Genomic DNA, 15,176 nt, shown 5'->3' on the forward strand with positions numbered 1-15,176 from the left:
ACGTCGCTCTGAGGCTCAATCAGCGACCCCGAAAAACCTTGGACTTCGAGACCCCGGCCGATAGGCTGCAGAAGGTGTTGCGATGACCGGTTGAACTCACCGCTTCAAATCATCCATTGGTGGCCGCCAACGCACCAGACGTCATTAGGTACGAGCGACGCACTGGTCCGCGATACGTGCCTCACCAGCCATGGATATCAGTTTTCCGCCGGGTGGTACGCCAACATTGGGCTCCGCGCGGCTTACCGAATAACGGCCAATCCCCGCTTTGACCTTTCACAAGTTAGATTATCACCCTAGGCTGATATCTATAGCGGCAACTCCTTTTGCTTCTAGTGTCGTGTCCAGATAGTATTGCTGCGGTTCAATTTCGAAACTGAAGCGGGCGCTATGAGCATTGACGAAGATACGGTTGCGTTGCCAGACGCCGCAGCCGCAACGAACATCAGTCGCGTGCTGCATCAACTTCCCGCCGGCAGCCTTTCGGCCTCGCTGGCGAAAGCATGGCAAGGTGCACCCGTGGACAAGCGTACCGCCGCCCTCCTTGACGCGTGGAAAACCCACGGTCTTCCCAATCAGGTTGCCGATGACACCCCTTCGGATCAATAGCATCTCGATCCAGGGCTTCCGTAGCTTTGGCAAGTCGAAGCAAAGCGTCGCCCTATCCCCTACGATTTCGGTCTTCTGGGGAGGAAACAGCCAGGGCAAGACAAGCCTAACGGAGGCAGTCGAGTTTCTGTTTACCGGGCAGATCGCTCGCCGCGAGATGCTAGCCAGTGCAAAGGATGAGTTTTCTGAGGCGCTCCGAAATGCTCACGTCGAGAATGCGCTGCCTACGGTCGTAGAAGCAGAGATCATCTGCCATGATGGACAGGTCCGCCGGGTCTCCAGAACTCTCATCGAAGACTATCATCGAGGCAGCGCAGTTGGCTGCAACACCCGTCTCGAGATCGACGGCGTCGTAGCCAAGGAGTCCGATATTGAGTTGGTCCTTGGCCTACGCTTGTCCCATGAGCCGCTTCGCGCGCCCGTCTTAGCCCAGCACACGCTAGGCTATCTCTTTTCTGCAAGTCCAACGGATCGCGCCACGTATTTCCGCGCAGTTCTAGACACGCAGGAGCTTGAAGACTTTCGGACGGCAGTAGCGGGTCTCGCCGGCCAAGTGAAGGCCCCCACATCACAGGAGCTTACCGACCTCGGTACGATTGAGGCGATGAAGTCGATCGCGCTCGAAACGATATTCCTGCGAACTGCAAATGATATCGACGGATTGAAGAGTCGACTCTCGTCATGCTGCAATACACTTCTTGAGCGTGACGCCTCCACATCGAGCGCCGATTTGTCCGATCTTTGTCAAGACCTGGACGCTGAACTCACTCGTCGCCGTTCGCTTGCATTTCCGATAACGCTCTTTTCTTACGAGGCGTTCGCTAGGTGGAATGGCGATATCGCAACGGTGACAGACGCCTCCTCCAACTTTTTGAAAGAGCGCAGCAAAGTGGCGGAAGAGACCCAACGGCTCGTTGGCCTCTTTCAGGCTGCCCTGCAGATACCGGATCATGACCATAACAGCGATCAGGACTGTCCGCTGTGCGGCGCGACCAACTCTCTGACCGCAGCTCGCATAGCGTACATCAAAACCCAAACCGAAGCCGCCAAGTCGTACACAGATTCCGAGATCGCGTTCTCCTCTGCCGTCAAGGCCGTCGATGCCCTTCTCGCGGCGCTCGAGACGTCCGCCACCCGCGGGCTGCCTGCTTTTGCCAATACGCTTGCATATGCCCGCAAGAAAAAGGGTTTCACCATCGCCGCCATCAGCACACTCGCAGATGATGACGCCCTTGTAGCTTCGTGGCTGACAGAAACCCGAACAGTTTGGCGGCGCAGCCGTACCCTTTCCCGATGTATAAAGGTTGCTCGCCAGTGCATTGAAGAGGCGTTGGCGGACACGGCAACCTGGAACGCTGCCGACGATCTGCACTCCCGCCTGAGCCAAGTTGTCGTGGCTCAGGACGCTCTAGAGGAGGCAACACTCGCTTACTCGGCCGCGGCTCAAGCGCTGACGGCAGTGTTGAAACTCTCTGTGGATCAGAGCGCCAACATAACCGGATGGGATGCACTAGTGCGCTTATCCGGACACCCCGAAAGCCTTTGGACCGCAATTCGCAATGCCTCCCTTCACGCGAAGAAACTCAAGGACCTCGAAAAGGCGGTCACCGAGATCGACGTTGCAAACAGCAAGGTCGTGGACCAGAAATTTTTGGACTTGAGTGACGGCGTCCGCCATTGGTGGGAGCTACTTCGCCCTGATGAGGCAACGTTCTTCGACGGTGTGCAACGGCGCAGCAGCAAGTCCCGTCGCATTATCGACCTCAAGGTTGGCCTGGCGGTCGCCGACGATCGAAGCAATCCGAAAGTGCGGGACGCTGTGGCTGTGCTTAGCCAATCTCAGTTGCACTGCCTGGGTCTCTCCATTTTTCTTGCCCGCGCGATTAAGGAGCAAGCGGGCTTCATCATCCTTGATGATCCGGTTCTCAGCAGCGACGATGACTATCGCCCGAATTTCACATCCTCCGTTCTCGAGGCCCTCACCAAGGCGGGCGTGCAAGTCATAATCGGCACCCAGGATCATGCGAGTTGGAAAGACATCGGCCATCGGTGGGATCACAATGGCGCAATTCAGCTGCAACTCATTCGGGCTGCCCCCCTCCTAGGAACAGAGATCAGAAGCCAGGGAGATGCTCTAGCCACCATGATGGCGAAGGCAGCGCCAATGGTGAAATCGACCGACCCGCTCGTTCGCAAAGAGGGTGCTCAACGGGTGCGGGAAGCCATCGAACGGTTCGCGAAAATGATTGTGGTCCAGCAGATTGTCGCGATGCTCAGGGCTGTCGATGACGGCTGCCTCCCCGGCAACATCAAACATGGGATGGGCGCCGCGCCGCACGCCTGGGGGTGGCTCACCCGGTGTTCCAACAGGGAGGGTCCAATCCTCATCACCCGCGCCAAGCTGTCTGGCCACCCTGCCCGGTGCGCCGAAGGGGCCTCTCGCACCGGCTCCTCCCGAGCAGAGCAGGCAGTGGAGCGGGATCGAATGGGCACGGTTCTTGTCGAAAGACTGGTCGGGAAGCGTGCTCAGCACTTTTTTCGCATCCGCAATGGAAATGCCCCATGACTCCGGCATCGGTCCGCCGTTCATCATTTGGAGGGACGTGCAGTTGTTGGGCACGCGCGTCAAATCTGAAAGGTGATTGTAAAACGCATAGTAGGCTGGAAAGCCCAGGCGCTGCGACACCTCCATCAGTCGATCGATCTGGCGATCCTTGCTGCCGCCTATCGTCCGTTTGATCTCACCGTAGTCCTTGTCGTGAACGTCCAGAACCTTCGCCTGCACCATCATCGGATAAGAATAGGCACGATCGGCACTCTCGAATGACCAGGCCCAATCCGAGCCGTTCTTGCCTTCGACCGATTTAGTGAAAGGCACAATCGTTACGGAGCCAGGATAGGTCAGCGCGAGATCCACCAGGAACGTTTCCGTCACCGTCTCTTCCCCGAAGGGCAATCCCACCCGCTTGGCCTGCCCCCGCTTGTCCCAGATAATTCTGGCAAGCCCCTGCAAACAGAGTTGCTCAGCCGTAAATACGTAACTCATTGCAAATGCCCCCCTATTCCACGCTAGACCAATACGGAGACTTGCGGAACCGTGAAGTTAGAGGCCCCTTGCCGCACTACGCCATGCGTCGCCCGGCAGTTTGATAGCAATTTGCCGCCAGTGCACACCGCGTTCCGCCGCTTGTGGGGTGATCACCTTCGGCATGGTGCTCCCGCCCCGAGCCCGCCCGTAGCGGTCTTGTCCATGATGCCTAATCTGCGCCGTGGCGCGGGTACTGCAAGGCATTCGCCTCGGCTTTCGGCCTTAGGGCCGGCGCCGCCCTCCCTTGAGTTCGGGTTCCGCACCCGCTCGGCTCCCCGTCGCCCTCTTTCGGCATCAAGACCGCCACTCAAGGGGGCTCGCATTGAAGGATGCCGACCATGTCGAAAAACCAGACCACTCAACGCCGCGATATTCACGCGGAAATCACCCAAACAACTCATCGCCGCAATCGAGGCCAATCCTGGCCAGCCATCCCTGCCGTGGCGCAAGAACGGCGGCGGACTCCACATCCCGACAAACGCCCTCAACGGCAACGCCTATGACGGGATCAATGTCGTCAGCCTCTGGGTCGCGGGCAAAGTGCTCTGCTACGGGTTTAGGATCACTGCGCCAAATCAGTGTCCGCTTTTGGGCGATCCGCACCATAGCTCGAACGACAGGAATGAAGGCGCGAAGCAGACGTCCAGTAAAGGCGGGCGAGCACCATCGGGGTGAAAATCTTTACGGCTTGCTAGCCAGTATCCACTCTGGTGGGCTTGAGCCGGCGCCCGGCATCGGACTCGTAAAATGATTTTACACATCCTGGACATCATAGGCCGATGGCGAGGTCCCTCCGGCTCTCACCAGCGATATCGTCATTCGACCTTTTCATAAGAAACGTTTCTCGCCAGCCAGCAGCCGATGGTCAGGCCGCGCACACCGCCGTCTCCATCACGCTCGATCTGGATCGTCCAGTTTCCTGGTGCTGGAGCATCCATGGAACGCCGGCAGGAAAGCACGAAGACGTCCGCGCCGACGGGATAGACAGTATGCATCGGCCCCTTGCCGAGCAAACCTTCGAAGCGGCCGAACAAAACATTGCCGGTCATTTCGATCTCAAGAGAGCCGTCCAGTTCAGGCGAGAAGTATCGCCCTGCCAGATCGGATGAGGGCTCGCCCGTTACGCGGGCAGCGACGGAAATCAAGTTCTCTCGTGGCCGATTCAGCGCAACGGTGTCGCCGTCGCGCGCCAGGTTCATCAAGGGTGAAGAAGCGGTATTGCCCTTATCGACATCCAGCGTCTCGCAGGACGTGGCGTAGTGGGTGTCGAGCCGTCCGTCACCAACAGAAATGTCCAGCAGAAGGCCGTTTTCCTTGTCGAGGTAACTTCCCTTCCAGTCCGGTTCGACAGCCTGTACGGCAGTCGAGCGTTCGGGTTGACCGAGTGCTGCCCGCATCAGCGCATACGCGGCCTCATGCGCATCGGCCTCGTGATTGAACAGCACGACAACGGAAAGCCTTATTGAAGGTGCGTAGAGGCGCTGCAGGCGAAAGCCGCGCAGCGCGCCGCCATGACCGGTCAATCCCACATCTCCAAGCCGCTCGTGCGACAGGCCGAAGCCATAGGAGGCTGCCTTTCCATCGTTGAACGTCTGGGGTTGGGAGAGGCGCCGATAAATCCCCTGCGGATCGTCTCGCGTGGCATCGATATAACGCTCCCACGACAGCATATCCTCCAGGGAAGCGGAGATGCCAGCGTCGCCAATCCAGTAGATTCCGTTTGTGGCTGGAAAGAACCCCACGCTTTCATTGCCTTCGTAACCGACCACGCCATCCGCCGGTGCGCGCGTATCGGCCGTCAGCTCGGCGGTCTGCATCCCTGCAGGTTCGAACAGCCGCTGTGCGTAGAGTTCTGCCAGCGTGCGGCCCGAATGAGCCTCCAAAAGCTCAGGGAGGATGCGGAAATTGCCGTTGGAATATGAATAGCGGCTACCCGGCGCAAAATGGACGGTGCGCATGCGCGCCAAAAGCGGAAGGGCATCCTCGCGTCGAAACACACCATCATGCTGCGCGCCGTGCATTACGGTCATCGCCCAATAGTCGCGAAGACCGGACTGCATATTGCAGAAGTTCGCCACGGTGGGCAGCGGACCTTCCAGATTGGGCAGGAAATCGGCGACGCGCCCGTCGAACCGCGCCGGGTCGCCCACCATGTCGAGTAGCACTCCGCAGGTGAACTGCTTGCTGACGGAACAGATCGGCAGGCGCGTGGTCACGTTCATCGCCTTGCCGGTGGCCATATCCGCATACCCCCAGGCCTGCGTCGCAAGCGTCTTGCCGTCTTCGACAACGCCAACCACGCCACCCGGCCCCTTGAAACGTTGGGGTAGAGAAGCAAGAGCCTTTTTCAGGGATAAAAGATCGACTGCGCTGACCAAAGGCGGGTTCTCCATAGATATGCAACAAGCCGAGCTTATTGACGATGCCGCATGGTGGATGTCAACTCGGCCGCGGTACCGTCCACGGGTGGCTGGGGTGTCATTCTAGGAGGCCGTGGCGCAGCGCAAGCGCAACCGTTTGAGTGCGGTTGCGGGCTCCAAGCTTTTTCGCCGCGGCACCCAGATGCATCACGACGGTCGGCATCGAACGGTCGATGAAGCGTGATATTTCCTTGGCCGAGTAACCTTCCGCACAATACCGCAGGCATTGCTTCTCGCGTGCAGTCAGTTGTGCCCGGGTGGATGCCCGCAAGGCCCTGCCATAGGCCTGGTATGCCGTCTCATGGAAGATATGGGCCAGCAATCCGAAGTCACCGAGGTGGCGGAGCGCGTCTTTCATGCCAGCGCCATACCCCGTTTCCAGTGTCCCGGTCACGGTAGCGTAGCCGCCGTGGGGCATATGGATGGGAACGGTCACACCGGCCGAGAGGCCGTGGTCGAGCAGATAGCACACCACCGGTTGCGTCTCGTCGGTAACGAACCGGCGGATGCGGGTGTCGGTACCAGGCTCGTAGTTCCAGAAGAACGGCACCGAGGTGCGCGCCGCAAGCAGTTGCACCGGATCGATGAGGAAATAGCCCCGGTCACACCAATATTCGTGCATCCCCCGGGGGATGTTCCGCAATTCCATGAAGGACGGAATAATGATGTTGCCGCTGGGGTCGATCGGTATCGGCGTATAATCGTAGATCAGGGTTTCGAAGCCAAAACCCTGCATGGCTTCGAAAGCGTGGTCAATGCGCCCACCCAGCGTTTCATGCTGATTGAACTCGTGCCTGATGGCCTCTATCCGGTCGAGCATGTTCCCAGCCAATATATAGCGCGATCATCGCCTCTTCGCTTGCGATGAGTAGGCTTTCCATGCGCAGAGCGCAAAAGGCAACGCAAACCTATCATTTCTTATAGCTGGCGAAAGCGACGAGGCGGAATAAACTTCCCGTCTGGAACGCAGAGGAAGCATATGTGGCACGAAATAATCCCCGACGATGAGATCGAAATCGCGGTTGGCGGCCATCGCATCCGCGCCTACAGCTTTGGCGCAGGGTCGCAAACGGTACTGTGCCTGAACGGCGGACCCGGTCTGCCTTGCGACTATCTGCGCGATTCGCACTCTTGCTTGGTGGAGCGCGGCTATCGCGTCGTCGCCTTCGACCAACTCGGCACCGGGGCGTCCGATCGCCCTGACGACCCGTCGCTATGGACGATCGAGCGCTATGTAGAAGAAACCGAAACCGTACGGCGTGAACTCGGCCTCGGCAAGGTGCACCTGCTTGGTCATTCCTGGGGTGGCTGGCTGGCTATCGACTATGCGCTTACCTATCCCAACAACCTTGCATCGCTGATCCTTGCCGACACGGTTGCGGACATACCGCATCTCGTCTCGGAGCTGGAGCGGCTGCGTTCGGCGCTCGGCCCGGAGGCCGTGACCATGATGCAGCGCCACGAGGCGCAGGGAACGCTGGACCACCCCGAATATGCTGCGGCCATAACCATCCTCAACTATCGCCACGTGTGTCGGTTGCAGGAGTGGCCAGCCCCCGTGCGCCGCTCGCTGGATGATTGGAACATGGGTCCCTACGTCACGATGCAGGGACCGAACGAGTTTCTCTATACGGGCAATCTGAAGGAGTGGAACCGTGTGCCGGATCTACCGAGGATCAAGGCGCCGGTGCTTATTGTCCACGGAGAGCATGACGAGTTGACCCCCGCTTGCGGCCTGCGCATGAAAGGAGCCCTTCCGCACGCGGAACTGAAAATCGTACGAAATGCGAGCCATATGCCTTTCTACGAGAACCCGGACGAGTACTATCCTACCCTGATCGACTTTCTTTCCCGGCATGGGATAGATTGATGGTGCAGAGGGGCCGGAATTCCGGAAAGCGGGTTAATGCATCGATATAAATTTGTTCTCTATCGCCCGTTGCAGTTCCTGCCGGTTCTGGTCGGCATCAGCATCGTCACTTTCGTGCTGGTGCGGCTTATTCCCGGTGACCCTGCACGGGTGTTGCTGGGCTCTCGCGCGACGCCAACCGCCATCGCCAACATTCGTCGCCAATACGGCCTCGATGAACCGATGTGGGTTCAGTATTTTTACTTCGTGAAGAACCTTTTCAACGGCGAGATGGGCAAGTCGATCCTCTACAAGATCGATGTTCTGCAACTCATCATGACGCGCATCGAGCCGACATTGGTGCTCGTACTGACCAGTGTCGTGCTTTCGGTCTTGATCGCAGTGCCGATGGCGGCACTGGCGGCGCGCAACAGCGGGCGCCTGGCCGACCACGCTGTCCGGGTGGTATCAACCGCAGGTATCGGCTTCCCGCCCTTCTGGCTGGGTCTGATGCTGATCATCCTGTTCAGCGTCAATCTCGGTTGGCTCCCGGTTTCCGGCTATGGTGAGACGTTTACCGATAAGGCGGCTCATCTTGTGTTGCCCAGCGTGACGATCGCGCTATCGCTTTCGACGGTGCTTACCCGCAGCCTGCGCGCCGCGATGGTGGAAGGGTTGCGTTCGGACGTCGCCACCGCCGCTCGCGCCCGCGGCATGCCGGAGGGCATCGTGTTCTGGCGCCACGTCGTGCCCAACTCGATGGTGCCGACGATCAACCTGCTCGCCATCAATCTCGGCTGGCTGATCGGCGGAACCGTCGTCATCGAAAGTGTGTTCGCCATTCCCGGCATCGGGCAATTACTGGTGAGGGCGATTTTTTCGCGCGACTACATGGTCGTGCAGGGAGTGGCGATGGTGCTTGCCTGCGCTACCGTGCTCATCAACCTTCTGGCCGACATCGTAACGGTCGCCGTTGACCCGAGGGTGGAGTTATGAACGTGCGTGCCCTCGATATAAGGCGCGCCTCCTGGCGGCACCTGTTCGGCAGGCAGCCGGCCCTGATCATCGGCGGCACCGTCCTGGCCCTCTTTGTGCTGGTTGCGCTGCTAGCGCCCTTTGTCGCGCCCTACGATCCCATCCTGCAGAATTCCGAGGTTCGCCTGCAAGGACCTTCCTGGTTGCATCCATTCGGGACCGATAATTTCGGCCGCGACGTTTTTTCGCGCGTCATATGGGGTATCCGCATCGATCTCCAGATCGCCATATTGGGTGTCATCTTTCCCTTTATCATCGGCACGCTGATCGGAACGGTGGCGGGGTTTTTCGGTGGCGTCGTGGACGCAATCTTTATGCGGCTCATCGACGTGATCCTCGCCTTCCCTTTCCTGGTGTTGGTCCTGTCGATCATCGCCATATTGGGGCCTGGCCTGAGCAGTTTCTACATTGCCATGGCGCTCGTCGGCTGGGTCTCCTACGCGCGCCTGATAAGGGCGCAGGTTCTCGTGCTGAAAAACAGCGACTACGCGCTGGCCGCCGTCAGCCTTGGTTTCAGCCGAACGCGCATCATGTTCCGCCATTTACTGCCGAATGCGATTGCAGGTTCGGTTGTGTTCTCGATGTCGGATGCCGTGCTCGTATTACTCAACGGTGCGGCGATCAGCTATCTGGGGTTAGGCGTCCAGCCACCGATTGCGGAATGGGGCATCATGGTCGCCGAAGGCCAGCCATTCATTACCACCGCCTGGTGGATAACACTGTTTCCCGGCCTTTCCATCGTAGCTTTGGCCTTCGGTTTCAGCCTGTTTGGGGACGCGCTCGGCGATGCGCTTGGGGTGAAGGAATGAGGGATGCTGTCCTCAGCGTCAGCGACCTCAGCGTCACCCTGGACGTAGCGGGCGGTGTACCGCGCGTATTGCTCGACGAGGTGTCGCTCGAACTCTCCAAGCGGGAGGTGCTTGGGTTGGTCGGCGAAAGTGGATCGGGAAAGAGCCTGTTTTGCCGTACGCTGGTCAGGCTCCTGCCGTCCAGCAATATGCGCATCTCCAGCGGCTCTATCATGCTTGGCGAGCGCGATCTCACCAAGGCGAGTGCCGCCGAAATGCTGAAGATTCGCGGCGGCAAAATCGGGATGATCTTTCAAAATCCCACCAGCCATCTCGATCCCGTGATGAGCATTGGCAACCAGTTGACCGAAGGGATTCGCTACCACCAGAAACTCGACGCTCGCGCCGCCCGCAAAGAGGCGACGGCGATCCTGCGCCAGGTCGGCTTTCCCGAGCCGGACCGGCAATTCGACGCCTATCCACACGAATTTTCGGGCGGCATGCGCCAACGGGCCATGATTGGCGTGGCCCTTTCGTGCAACCCCGAAATCCTTATTGCCGACGAACCCACGACCGCTCTCGATGTCACCATCCAGGCGCAGATCTTGCAACTGCTGATGGATATACGCCGGGAGCGTGGCCTGTCGATCATCCTGATCACGCATGATCTGGGAATCGTAGCGCAGACGTGCGACCGCATCGCGGTCATGCGAGACGGCAGGCTCGTCGAGCAGGGAGCCAAGCGCCAAATCCTGAAGGCGCCGAGCCATCCCTATACGAAAGCCCTTATCGGCAGCCATCCCTCGATGCCCCTGCTCTCAGCGGTCTCGGCCGCCCCCCGATCCGTTCCACAAGCGCGTGCTGCGCCCGAAGACAAGCCGCTACTCGAGGTGGAGGAACTCGACGTCCGCTTTGCCGGGGCCGGCAGCCTGTTCGGCGGCAGGTCCGGCGCAGTCCATGCGGTGGCCGGCGTGTCGCTGAGGGTCATGGCTGGCGAAGCGGTGGGCATCGTCGGCGAATCCGGTAGCGGCAAGAGCACCCTGGCGCGGGCCATATTGGGCCTTACGCCAATTGCTTCGGGTAATGTGACCTTCGGCGGTACCAGCTTGCACGAGGATCGCGCGGCCTTTTTCGCTAGGCTTCGTCGCGAAACCGCGATGGTGTTCCAGGACCCCTACAACGCGCTGAATCCGCGCCTGCCCATAGGCGAGATGTTGGCCGAGGTGTTGAAGGTCCAGGGCCGCACGCCGACGGCCAAAATTCCCGAGCGCGTCGGTGAATTGCTCGATCTCGTCGATCTCGGCCGGGAGTTCGCCGGCCGTCGGCCGCGCAGCATGAGCGGTGGGCAATGCCAGCGTGCCGGCATTGCGCGGGCTCTGGCGGTGGAGCCTCGACTGATCATTGCCGATGAAAGCACCGCAGCGCTGGATGTGACCATCCAGGCGCAGATACTCGATCTGTTTCACACGCTGAAGCGCAAGATGAACCTGACCCTGCTGTTTATCGCACACGATCTCGCGATCGTACGGAACCTGTGCGACAGGGTCGTCGTCATGCATCGGGGACGCATTGTCGAGCAGGGAGCGTCTGCGGCGGTGTTCGAGCACCCAGCCGAGGCCTACACCCAGGCCCTCATACGAGCCATCCCTGACATAGACCCCGACAAGCCGCTTTTGCCGCAGACGGCGCAAGAACTTGCATAGCAGAAAACCGGAAATCCACATCAACCAGAGGGAACGCAACAATGAAAAACAAATGGATGAAAGTAAGCCTCGTGGCCATCATGGCCGGCCTGTCGCTAGGCGTCAGCATCGCCGAAGCAGCGGGGGTCCTGACCATTGGACGACGTGAGGATTCCACCACCTTCGATCCGATCAAGACGGCGCAGAATGTCGACTTCTGGGTATTCTCCAACGTCTACGATGTGCTCATCCGCGTCGACAAGAGCGGCAAGCTACTGGAGCCCGGCCTGGCGGAAAGCTGGACGGTTTCCGAGGACGGCCTGACCTACAAGTTCAAGCTGCGTGACGCCAAGTTCTCCGACGGCTCGCAGATTACCGCGCAAGATGCGGCCTTCAGCCTGCTGCGCATCCGCGACGACGAAGGCTCGCTGTGGAGCGATTCCTATCAGGTGATCGACACCGCCACCCAAGGCGACGACGAGCGCACGCTGGTGGTCAAGCTCAAGACGCTGTCGGCGCCATTCCTGGCCTCGCTTGCCATGCCGGGCGCATCGATCCTTTCCAAGAAGGGGGTCGAATCCATGGGTGCCGAGGCCTATGCGGAAAACCCCGTCGCTTCGGGTGCCTTCACGCTGAAGGAGTGGCGCCGCGGTGACCGCGTCATCCTGGAGAAGAACCCCAATTTCTGGGAAGCCGACCGCGTCCAGCTGGATGGCGTGGAGTGGATTTCCGTTCCCGACGACAATACCCGCATGCTCAACGTGCAGGCCGGTCAGTTGGATGCCGCGATCTTCGTACCCTTCTCGCGCGTGGCCGAATTGAAGAAGGACCCCGAACTGATTGTCACGCAGGATACGTCAACCCGCGAAGACCACCTGCTCATCAACCATGAACATGGCGCACTGGCCAAAAAAGAGGTCCGCGAAGCGCTCGACATGGCAATCGACAAGCAGGCGATCATCGATACCGTGACCTTCGGCCTAGGCGAGGTAGCCAATTCTTACATCCCCAAGGGCGCGCTCTACCACAATGACGACAATTTGCAGCGGCCTTACGATCCGGAAAAAGCCAAGCAAATGCTGGCCGATGCCGGCGCGTCCGATCTCACATTGAACTATGTAGTGAATGCCGGCAACGAGGTGGACGAGCAAATCGCCGTCCTGTTGCAACAGCAACTTGCCAAGGCCGGCGTGACCGCGAACCTGCAGAAGGTCGATTCCAGCCAGAGTTGGGATATGCTGATTGCCGGAGATTACGATGTTTCGGTCATGTACTGGACATATGACGTCATCGACCCGGATCAGAAAACCACCTTCGTCCTGGGGCACGATTCCAACATGAACTACATGACCCGCTACCAGAACGAGAAGGTAAAGAATCTTGTTGCCGATGCCCGTGTCGAGATGGATCCGGCCAAGCGTGAGGCGATGTACGTGGAAATCCAGAAGACCGCCAAGGACGATGTCCACTGGATCGATCTCTACTACAGCCCCTTCATCAACGTCACGCGCAAGAACATCGAGAATTTCTACCAGAATCCGCTCGGCCGGTTCTTCCTGGAGGATACGGTCAAGAACTAATCCTGGGTAGCCGCAAGGGCCGGGTTTCAAACGGGTGGCTGTTGGTGCCACCCGTTCAGCACGACTTGCCTCAACGTTGGCGACGACGGCCTGGTCGTCAATCAGCTGGCACATCACGCAGGATTGGGGACACAGGGTGAGCGCCGACACATCGGCTGTATTGACGAAGAGCCGCAAGATTTCTTTTGAAAGCAACTGCCAAACGCTGCAACCTTGTCGGTGAAATCTGCTGAAATAAGCAAGCAGAGACGAACCCTGCCGATGGACGAGGGTGCGAAGCACGGGACTGAACTGCGCGAGGGCCCGGCCAAGATGCGCCTGCGCGACGTTCTGAAGTCCCGCGAGACGGCAGTCCAATATCTCTTCGGCTCACGGTGATCGGCGTTAGGATTGGCGATCCGAAGCTCTCCTAACCGCGCTACACTGGTGGTGAGAAGATGGCTCCGCCGGAAGATTGCGGTAGCATTCCGGGCTTCTACGACATGCTCACGCCATGACCGACCCCGAACACTCGAACCACGTCGACGCCATCGAATGATCCGGCGAATACGATCCCGACACAATTGACGAACCGCCAAAAGCTGATCCCCTGCGGCCCTCACCGGAGAGATTACGCTTAAGTGATGGTCGCCGAATGCCATGGTGCTTCGGCCTCCGACTCGGCTCCTGCTTTTGATCGGTGGCCAATCTGAAAGCTGGAAGGACCGAGTTGCGTCAGTGCGGTCAGTGGCGAGCTACTACTCGGAAGACGCGTATTGGGGCGATTCCGGACCGTCCGGTTTTAGAAGATTTCGGTGATAAGCCGCCGTTCGGCCACCGACCTCATCTCGGCCGTTCATGGCAGGAGGCGAGGACGCCTAGAGCGGACCTTGCAGGTCGACATTGACTTGGATCATATCTGTCGCATGTTTCGGGACTTTCGCGACAGGAATCTATGGAGTTGGTTCTGCTGATGACACCTGACGAATTGAAGATCGTGCGGCGAGCTTATGCGAAGCAGATCACGGCGGCTGTGAGAGTTGTCGATGAACGTGTTGAAGCAGCCTTTGCCGAAGTACCGCGAGAAGATTTCCTTGGTCCCGGTCCGTGGCCGATCTTCCGAATGCGAAGAGCCTATGTTCCGACCCCGACCGCCGACCCGGTCTACCTCTATACGGATGACGTTGTTGGTATCGTCCCTGAGCGCCACATTAACAACGGACAACCTTCACTTCATGCCTTCCTGCTTTCGCAGGCCGCCCTGCGAACAGGCGAACAGGCGAGCAGGCGAGCAGGCGAGCATATCGTGCATGTTGGCGCTGGTGCCGGCTACTATTCTGCGATCATGGCGAACCTCGTTGCCGCATCCGGCAGGGTGACGGCGATTGAGTTCGAGCAGGAGCTTGCTGCGCGGGCGAAAGCAAATCTCGCTGCCTATCCGATCGTTTCCGTGGTCCAGGGAGATGGCAGCTCCGTAGCGTTCGATTCAGCCGATGTGATCTATGTGAACGCCGGCGCGACCCGGCCCGCGAATATCTGGCTGGACCGGCTCAATAACGGCGGAAGGCTGATCCTACCGCTTACGACCGATCTTGGATTTACCAGCAGCAATTGGAGCAACATGCACCTTCGCGGGGCGGTGTTCCTCGTGACGCGTAGGGGTGAGGAATTTCACGCGCAATGGATTTCGCCGGTGGCCATCTTCCCCTGTGAAGGAATGCGCGATGAGGAATCGGAAAAAGCCCTCGCGGCGGCATTCGAGAGCGGGGAGCACAAGCGGGTGACCCGGCTGTATCGTACTGATGAGGTGCCGGCCGAGCGATGTTGGGTTCGCGCTCCCGGCTGGTGCCTAGCCTATGCTTAGGCAACGGTTCGGCATCATACCGTCGCGTAATTCCTAAGTTCCACGACAGTACCGGAAGTGCTGATTTTCCAGGGATTTTCTGTCGCAAATATCAGCCGCAGAAATCGACGATCTGCGACCGACTTCTGCAATACCGAATGGCGGGTATCCCGCGAAACCCAATGGGAAGAAGACAGTCCGCTTCCCACCCAGAAGCGGACGGGGAAGCGTTACAAACGATAGTTTGGCGGAGGGGCGCACCCGAGGTATCGAGTCTGTCTATGGCCAAGGCCGGTACCTAAA

The 15,176-nt window shown here is 59.1% G+C and carries 11 protein-coding genes and 1 pseudogene; 9 read left to right on the top strand and 3 right to left on the bottom strand.

What is annotated here, in order from left to right:
- Nucleotides 1–390 precede the first annotated feature (390 nt).
- Nucleotides 391–609: a hypothetical protein gene (locus ACX3P0_RS24455; RefSeq protein WP_459092700.1), complete on the top strand. Its 219-nt coding sequence runs from the start codon at nucleotides 391–393 to the stop codon at nucleotides 607–609.
- The gene (locus ACX3P0_RS24460) at nucleotides 587–3,175 is read left to right on the top strand and encodes an ATP-binding protein (protein WP_459092702.1); all 2,589 of its coding nucleotides are present in this window, start codon (nucleotides 587–589) and stop codon (nucleotides 3,173–3,175) included. Before ACX3P0_RS24455 ends, ACX3P0_RS24460 begins: the two co-directional genes overlap by 23 nt.
- Here the strand turns inward: ACX3P0_RS24460 and ACX3P0_RS24465 are convergent.
- Nucleotides 3,068–3,655: pseudogene (locus ACX3P0_RS24465) on the bottom strand (DUF6615 family protein); the annotation flags it as partial. The gene ACX3P0_RS24460 and the pseudogene ACX3P0_RS24465 sit on opposite strands and share 108 nt — an antisense overlap.
- Before the next feature lie 207 nt (nucleotides 3,656–3,862).
- Between ACX3P0_RS24465 and ACX3P0_RS24470 the strand changes: the two are divergent.
- Nucleotides 3,863–4,372 (top strand): ArdC-like ssDNA-binding domain-containing protein, encoded by a 510-nt coding sequence (locus ACX3P0_RS24470; RefSeq protein ID WP_459092718.1) that lies wholly within the window; start codon nucleotides 3,863–3,865, stop codon nucleotides 4,370–4,372.
- A gap of 140 nt (nucleotides 4,373–4,512) precedes the next feature.
- Here the strand turns inward: ACX3P0_RS24470 and ACX3P0_RS24475 are convergent, their stop codons facing one another.
- Nucleotides 4,513–6,090, bottom strand: coding sequence for a D-aminopeptidase (locus ACX3P0_RS24475; protein WP_459092704.1), 1,578 nt, complete (start codon nucleotides 6,088–6,090; stop codon nucleotides 4,513–4,515).
- 85 nt (nucleotides 6,091–6,175) lie between these two features.
- Nucleotides 6,176–6,937, bottom strand: coding sequence for a helix-turn-helix transcriptional regulator (locus tag ACX3P0_RS24480; protein ID WP_459092706.1), 762 nt, complete (start codon nucleotides 6,935–6,937; stop codon nucleotides 6,176–6,178).
- A 159-nt stretch (nucleotides 6,938–7,096) separates the two neighbouring features.
- Here ACX3P0_RS24480 and ACX3P0_RS24485 point away from each other — a divergent pair, with 159 nt between their 5' ends.
- The 6 genes from ACX3P0_RS24485 (at nucleotide 7,097) to ACX3P0_RS24510 (ending at nucleotide 14,894) form a co-directional block, all read left to right on the top strand.
- The gene (locus ACX3P0_RS24485; protein WP_459092708.1) at nucleotides 7,097–7,987 is read left to right on the top strand and encodes a proline iminopeptidase-family hydrolase; all 891 of its coding nucleotides are present in this window, start codon (nucleotides 7,097–7,099) and stop codon (nucleotides 7,985–7,987) included.
- Between the two features lie 36 nt (nucleotides 7,988–8,023).
- The gene (locus ACX3P0_RS24490) at nucleotides 8,024–8,962 is read left to right on the top strand and encodes an ABC transporter permease (protein WP_459092710.1); all 939 of its coding nucleotides are present in this window, start codon (nucleotides 8,024–8,026) and stop codon (nucleotides 8,960–8,962) included.
- Nucleotides 8,959–9,810 (top strand): ABC transporter permease, encoded by an 852-nt coding sequence (locus tag ACX3P0_RS24495; RefSeq protein WP_459092712.1) that lies wholly within the window; start codon nucleotides 8,959–8,961, stop codon nucleotides 9,808–9,810. Before ACX3P0_RS24490 ends, ACX3P0_RS24495 begins: the two co-directional genes overlap by 4 nt.
- On the top strand, nucleotides 9,807–11,492 hold the full coding sequence (locus tag ACX3P0_RS24500) for a dipeptide ABC transporter ATP-binding protein (RefSeq protein WP_459092714.1): 1,686 nt from the start codon (nucleotides 9,807–9,809) through the stop codon (nucleotides 11,490–11,492). Before ACX3P0_RS24495 ends, ACX3P0_RS24500 begins: the two co-directional genes overlap by 4 nt.
- Before the next feature lie 56 nt (nucleotides 11,493–11,548).
- The gene (locus ACX3P0_RS24505; RefSeq protein ID WP_459092720.1) at nucleotides 11,549–13,051 is read left to right on the top strand and encodes an ABC transporter substrate-binding protein; all 1,503 of its coding nucleotides are present in this window, start codon (nucleotides 11,549–11,551) and stop codon (nucleotides 13,049–13,051) included.
- Between the two features lie 934 nt (nucleotides 13,052–13,985).
- Nucleotides 13,986–14,894: a protein-L-isoaspartate O-methyltransferase family protein gene (locus ACX3P0_RS24510; protein WP_459092716.1), complete on the top strand. Its 909-nt coding sequence runs from the start codon at nucleotides 13,986–13,988 to the stop codon at nucleotides 14,892–14,894.
- The last annotated feature ends 282 nt before the right edge of the window (nucleotides 14,895–15,176 follow it).

The organism is Mesorhizobium sp. A556 (genome assembly GCF_054489545.1).

Coding starts and splice junctions, on each gene's coding strand:
- ACX3P0_RS24485 (WP_459092708.1), top strand. CDS start 7,097: ATGTGGCACGAAATAATCCCCGACGATGAGATCGAAATCGCGGTTGGC.
- ACX3P0_RS24500 (WP_459092714.1), top strand. CDS start 9,807: ATGAGGGATGCTGTCCTCAGCGTCAGCGACCTCAGCGTCACCCTGGAC.
- ACX3P0_RS24480 (WP_459092706.1), bottom strand. CDS start 6,937: ATGCTCGACCGGATAGAGGCCATCAGGCACGAGTTCAATCAGCATGAA.
- ACX3P0_RS24460 (WP_459092702.1), top strand. CDS start 587: ATGACACCCCTTCGGATCAATAGCATCTCGATCCAGGGCTTCCGTAGC.
- ACX3P0_RS24510 (WP_459092716.1), top strand. CDS start 13,986: ATGGAGTTGGTTCTGCTGATGACACCTGACGAATTGAAGATCGTGCGG.
- ACX3P0_RS24475 (WP_459092704.1), bottom strand. CDS start 6,090: ATGGAGAACCCGCCTTTGGTCAGCGCAGTCGATCTTTTATCCCTGAAA.
- ACX3P0_RS24495 (WP_459092712.1), top strand. CDS start 8,959: ATGAACGTGCGTGCCCTCGATATAAGGCGCGCCTCCTGGCGGCACCTG.
- ACX3P0_RS24490 (WP_459092710.1), top strand. CDS start 8,024: ATGCATCGATATAAATTTGTTCTCTATCGCCCGTTGCAGTTCCTGCCG.
- ACX3P0_RS24470 (WP_459092718.1), top strand. CDS start 3,863: ATGCCTAATCTGCGCCGTGGCGCGGGTACTGCAAGGCATTCGCCTCGG.
- ACX3P0_RS24505 (WP_459092720.1), top strand. CDS start 11,549: ATGAAAGTAAGCCTCGTGGCCATCATGGCCGGCCTGTCGCTAGGCGTC.
- ACX3P0_RS24455 (WP_459092700.1), top strand. CDS start 391: ATGAGCATTGACGAAGATACGGTTGCGTTGCCAGACGCCGCAGCCGCA.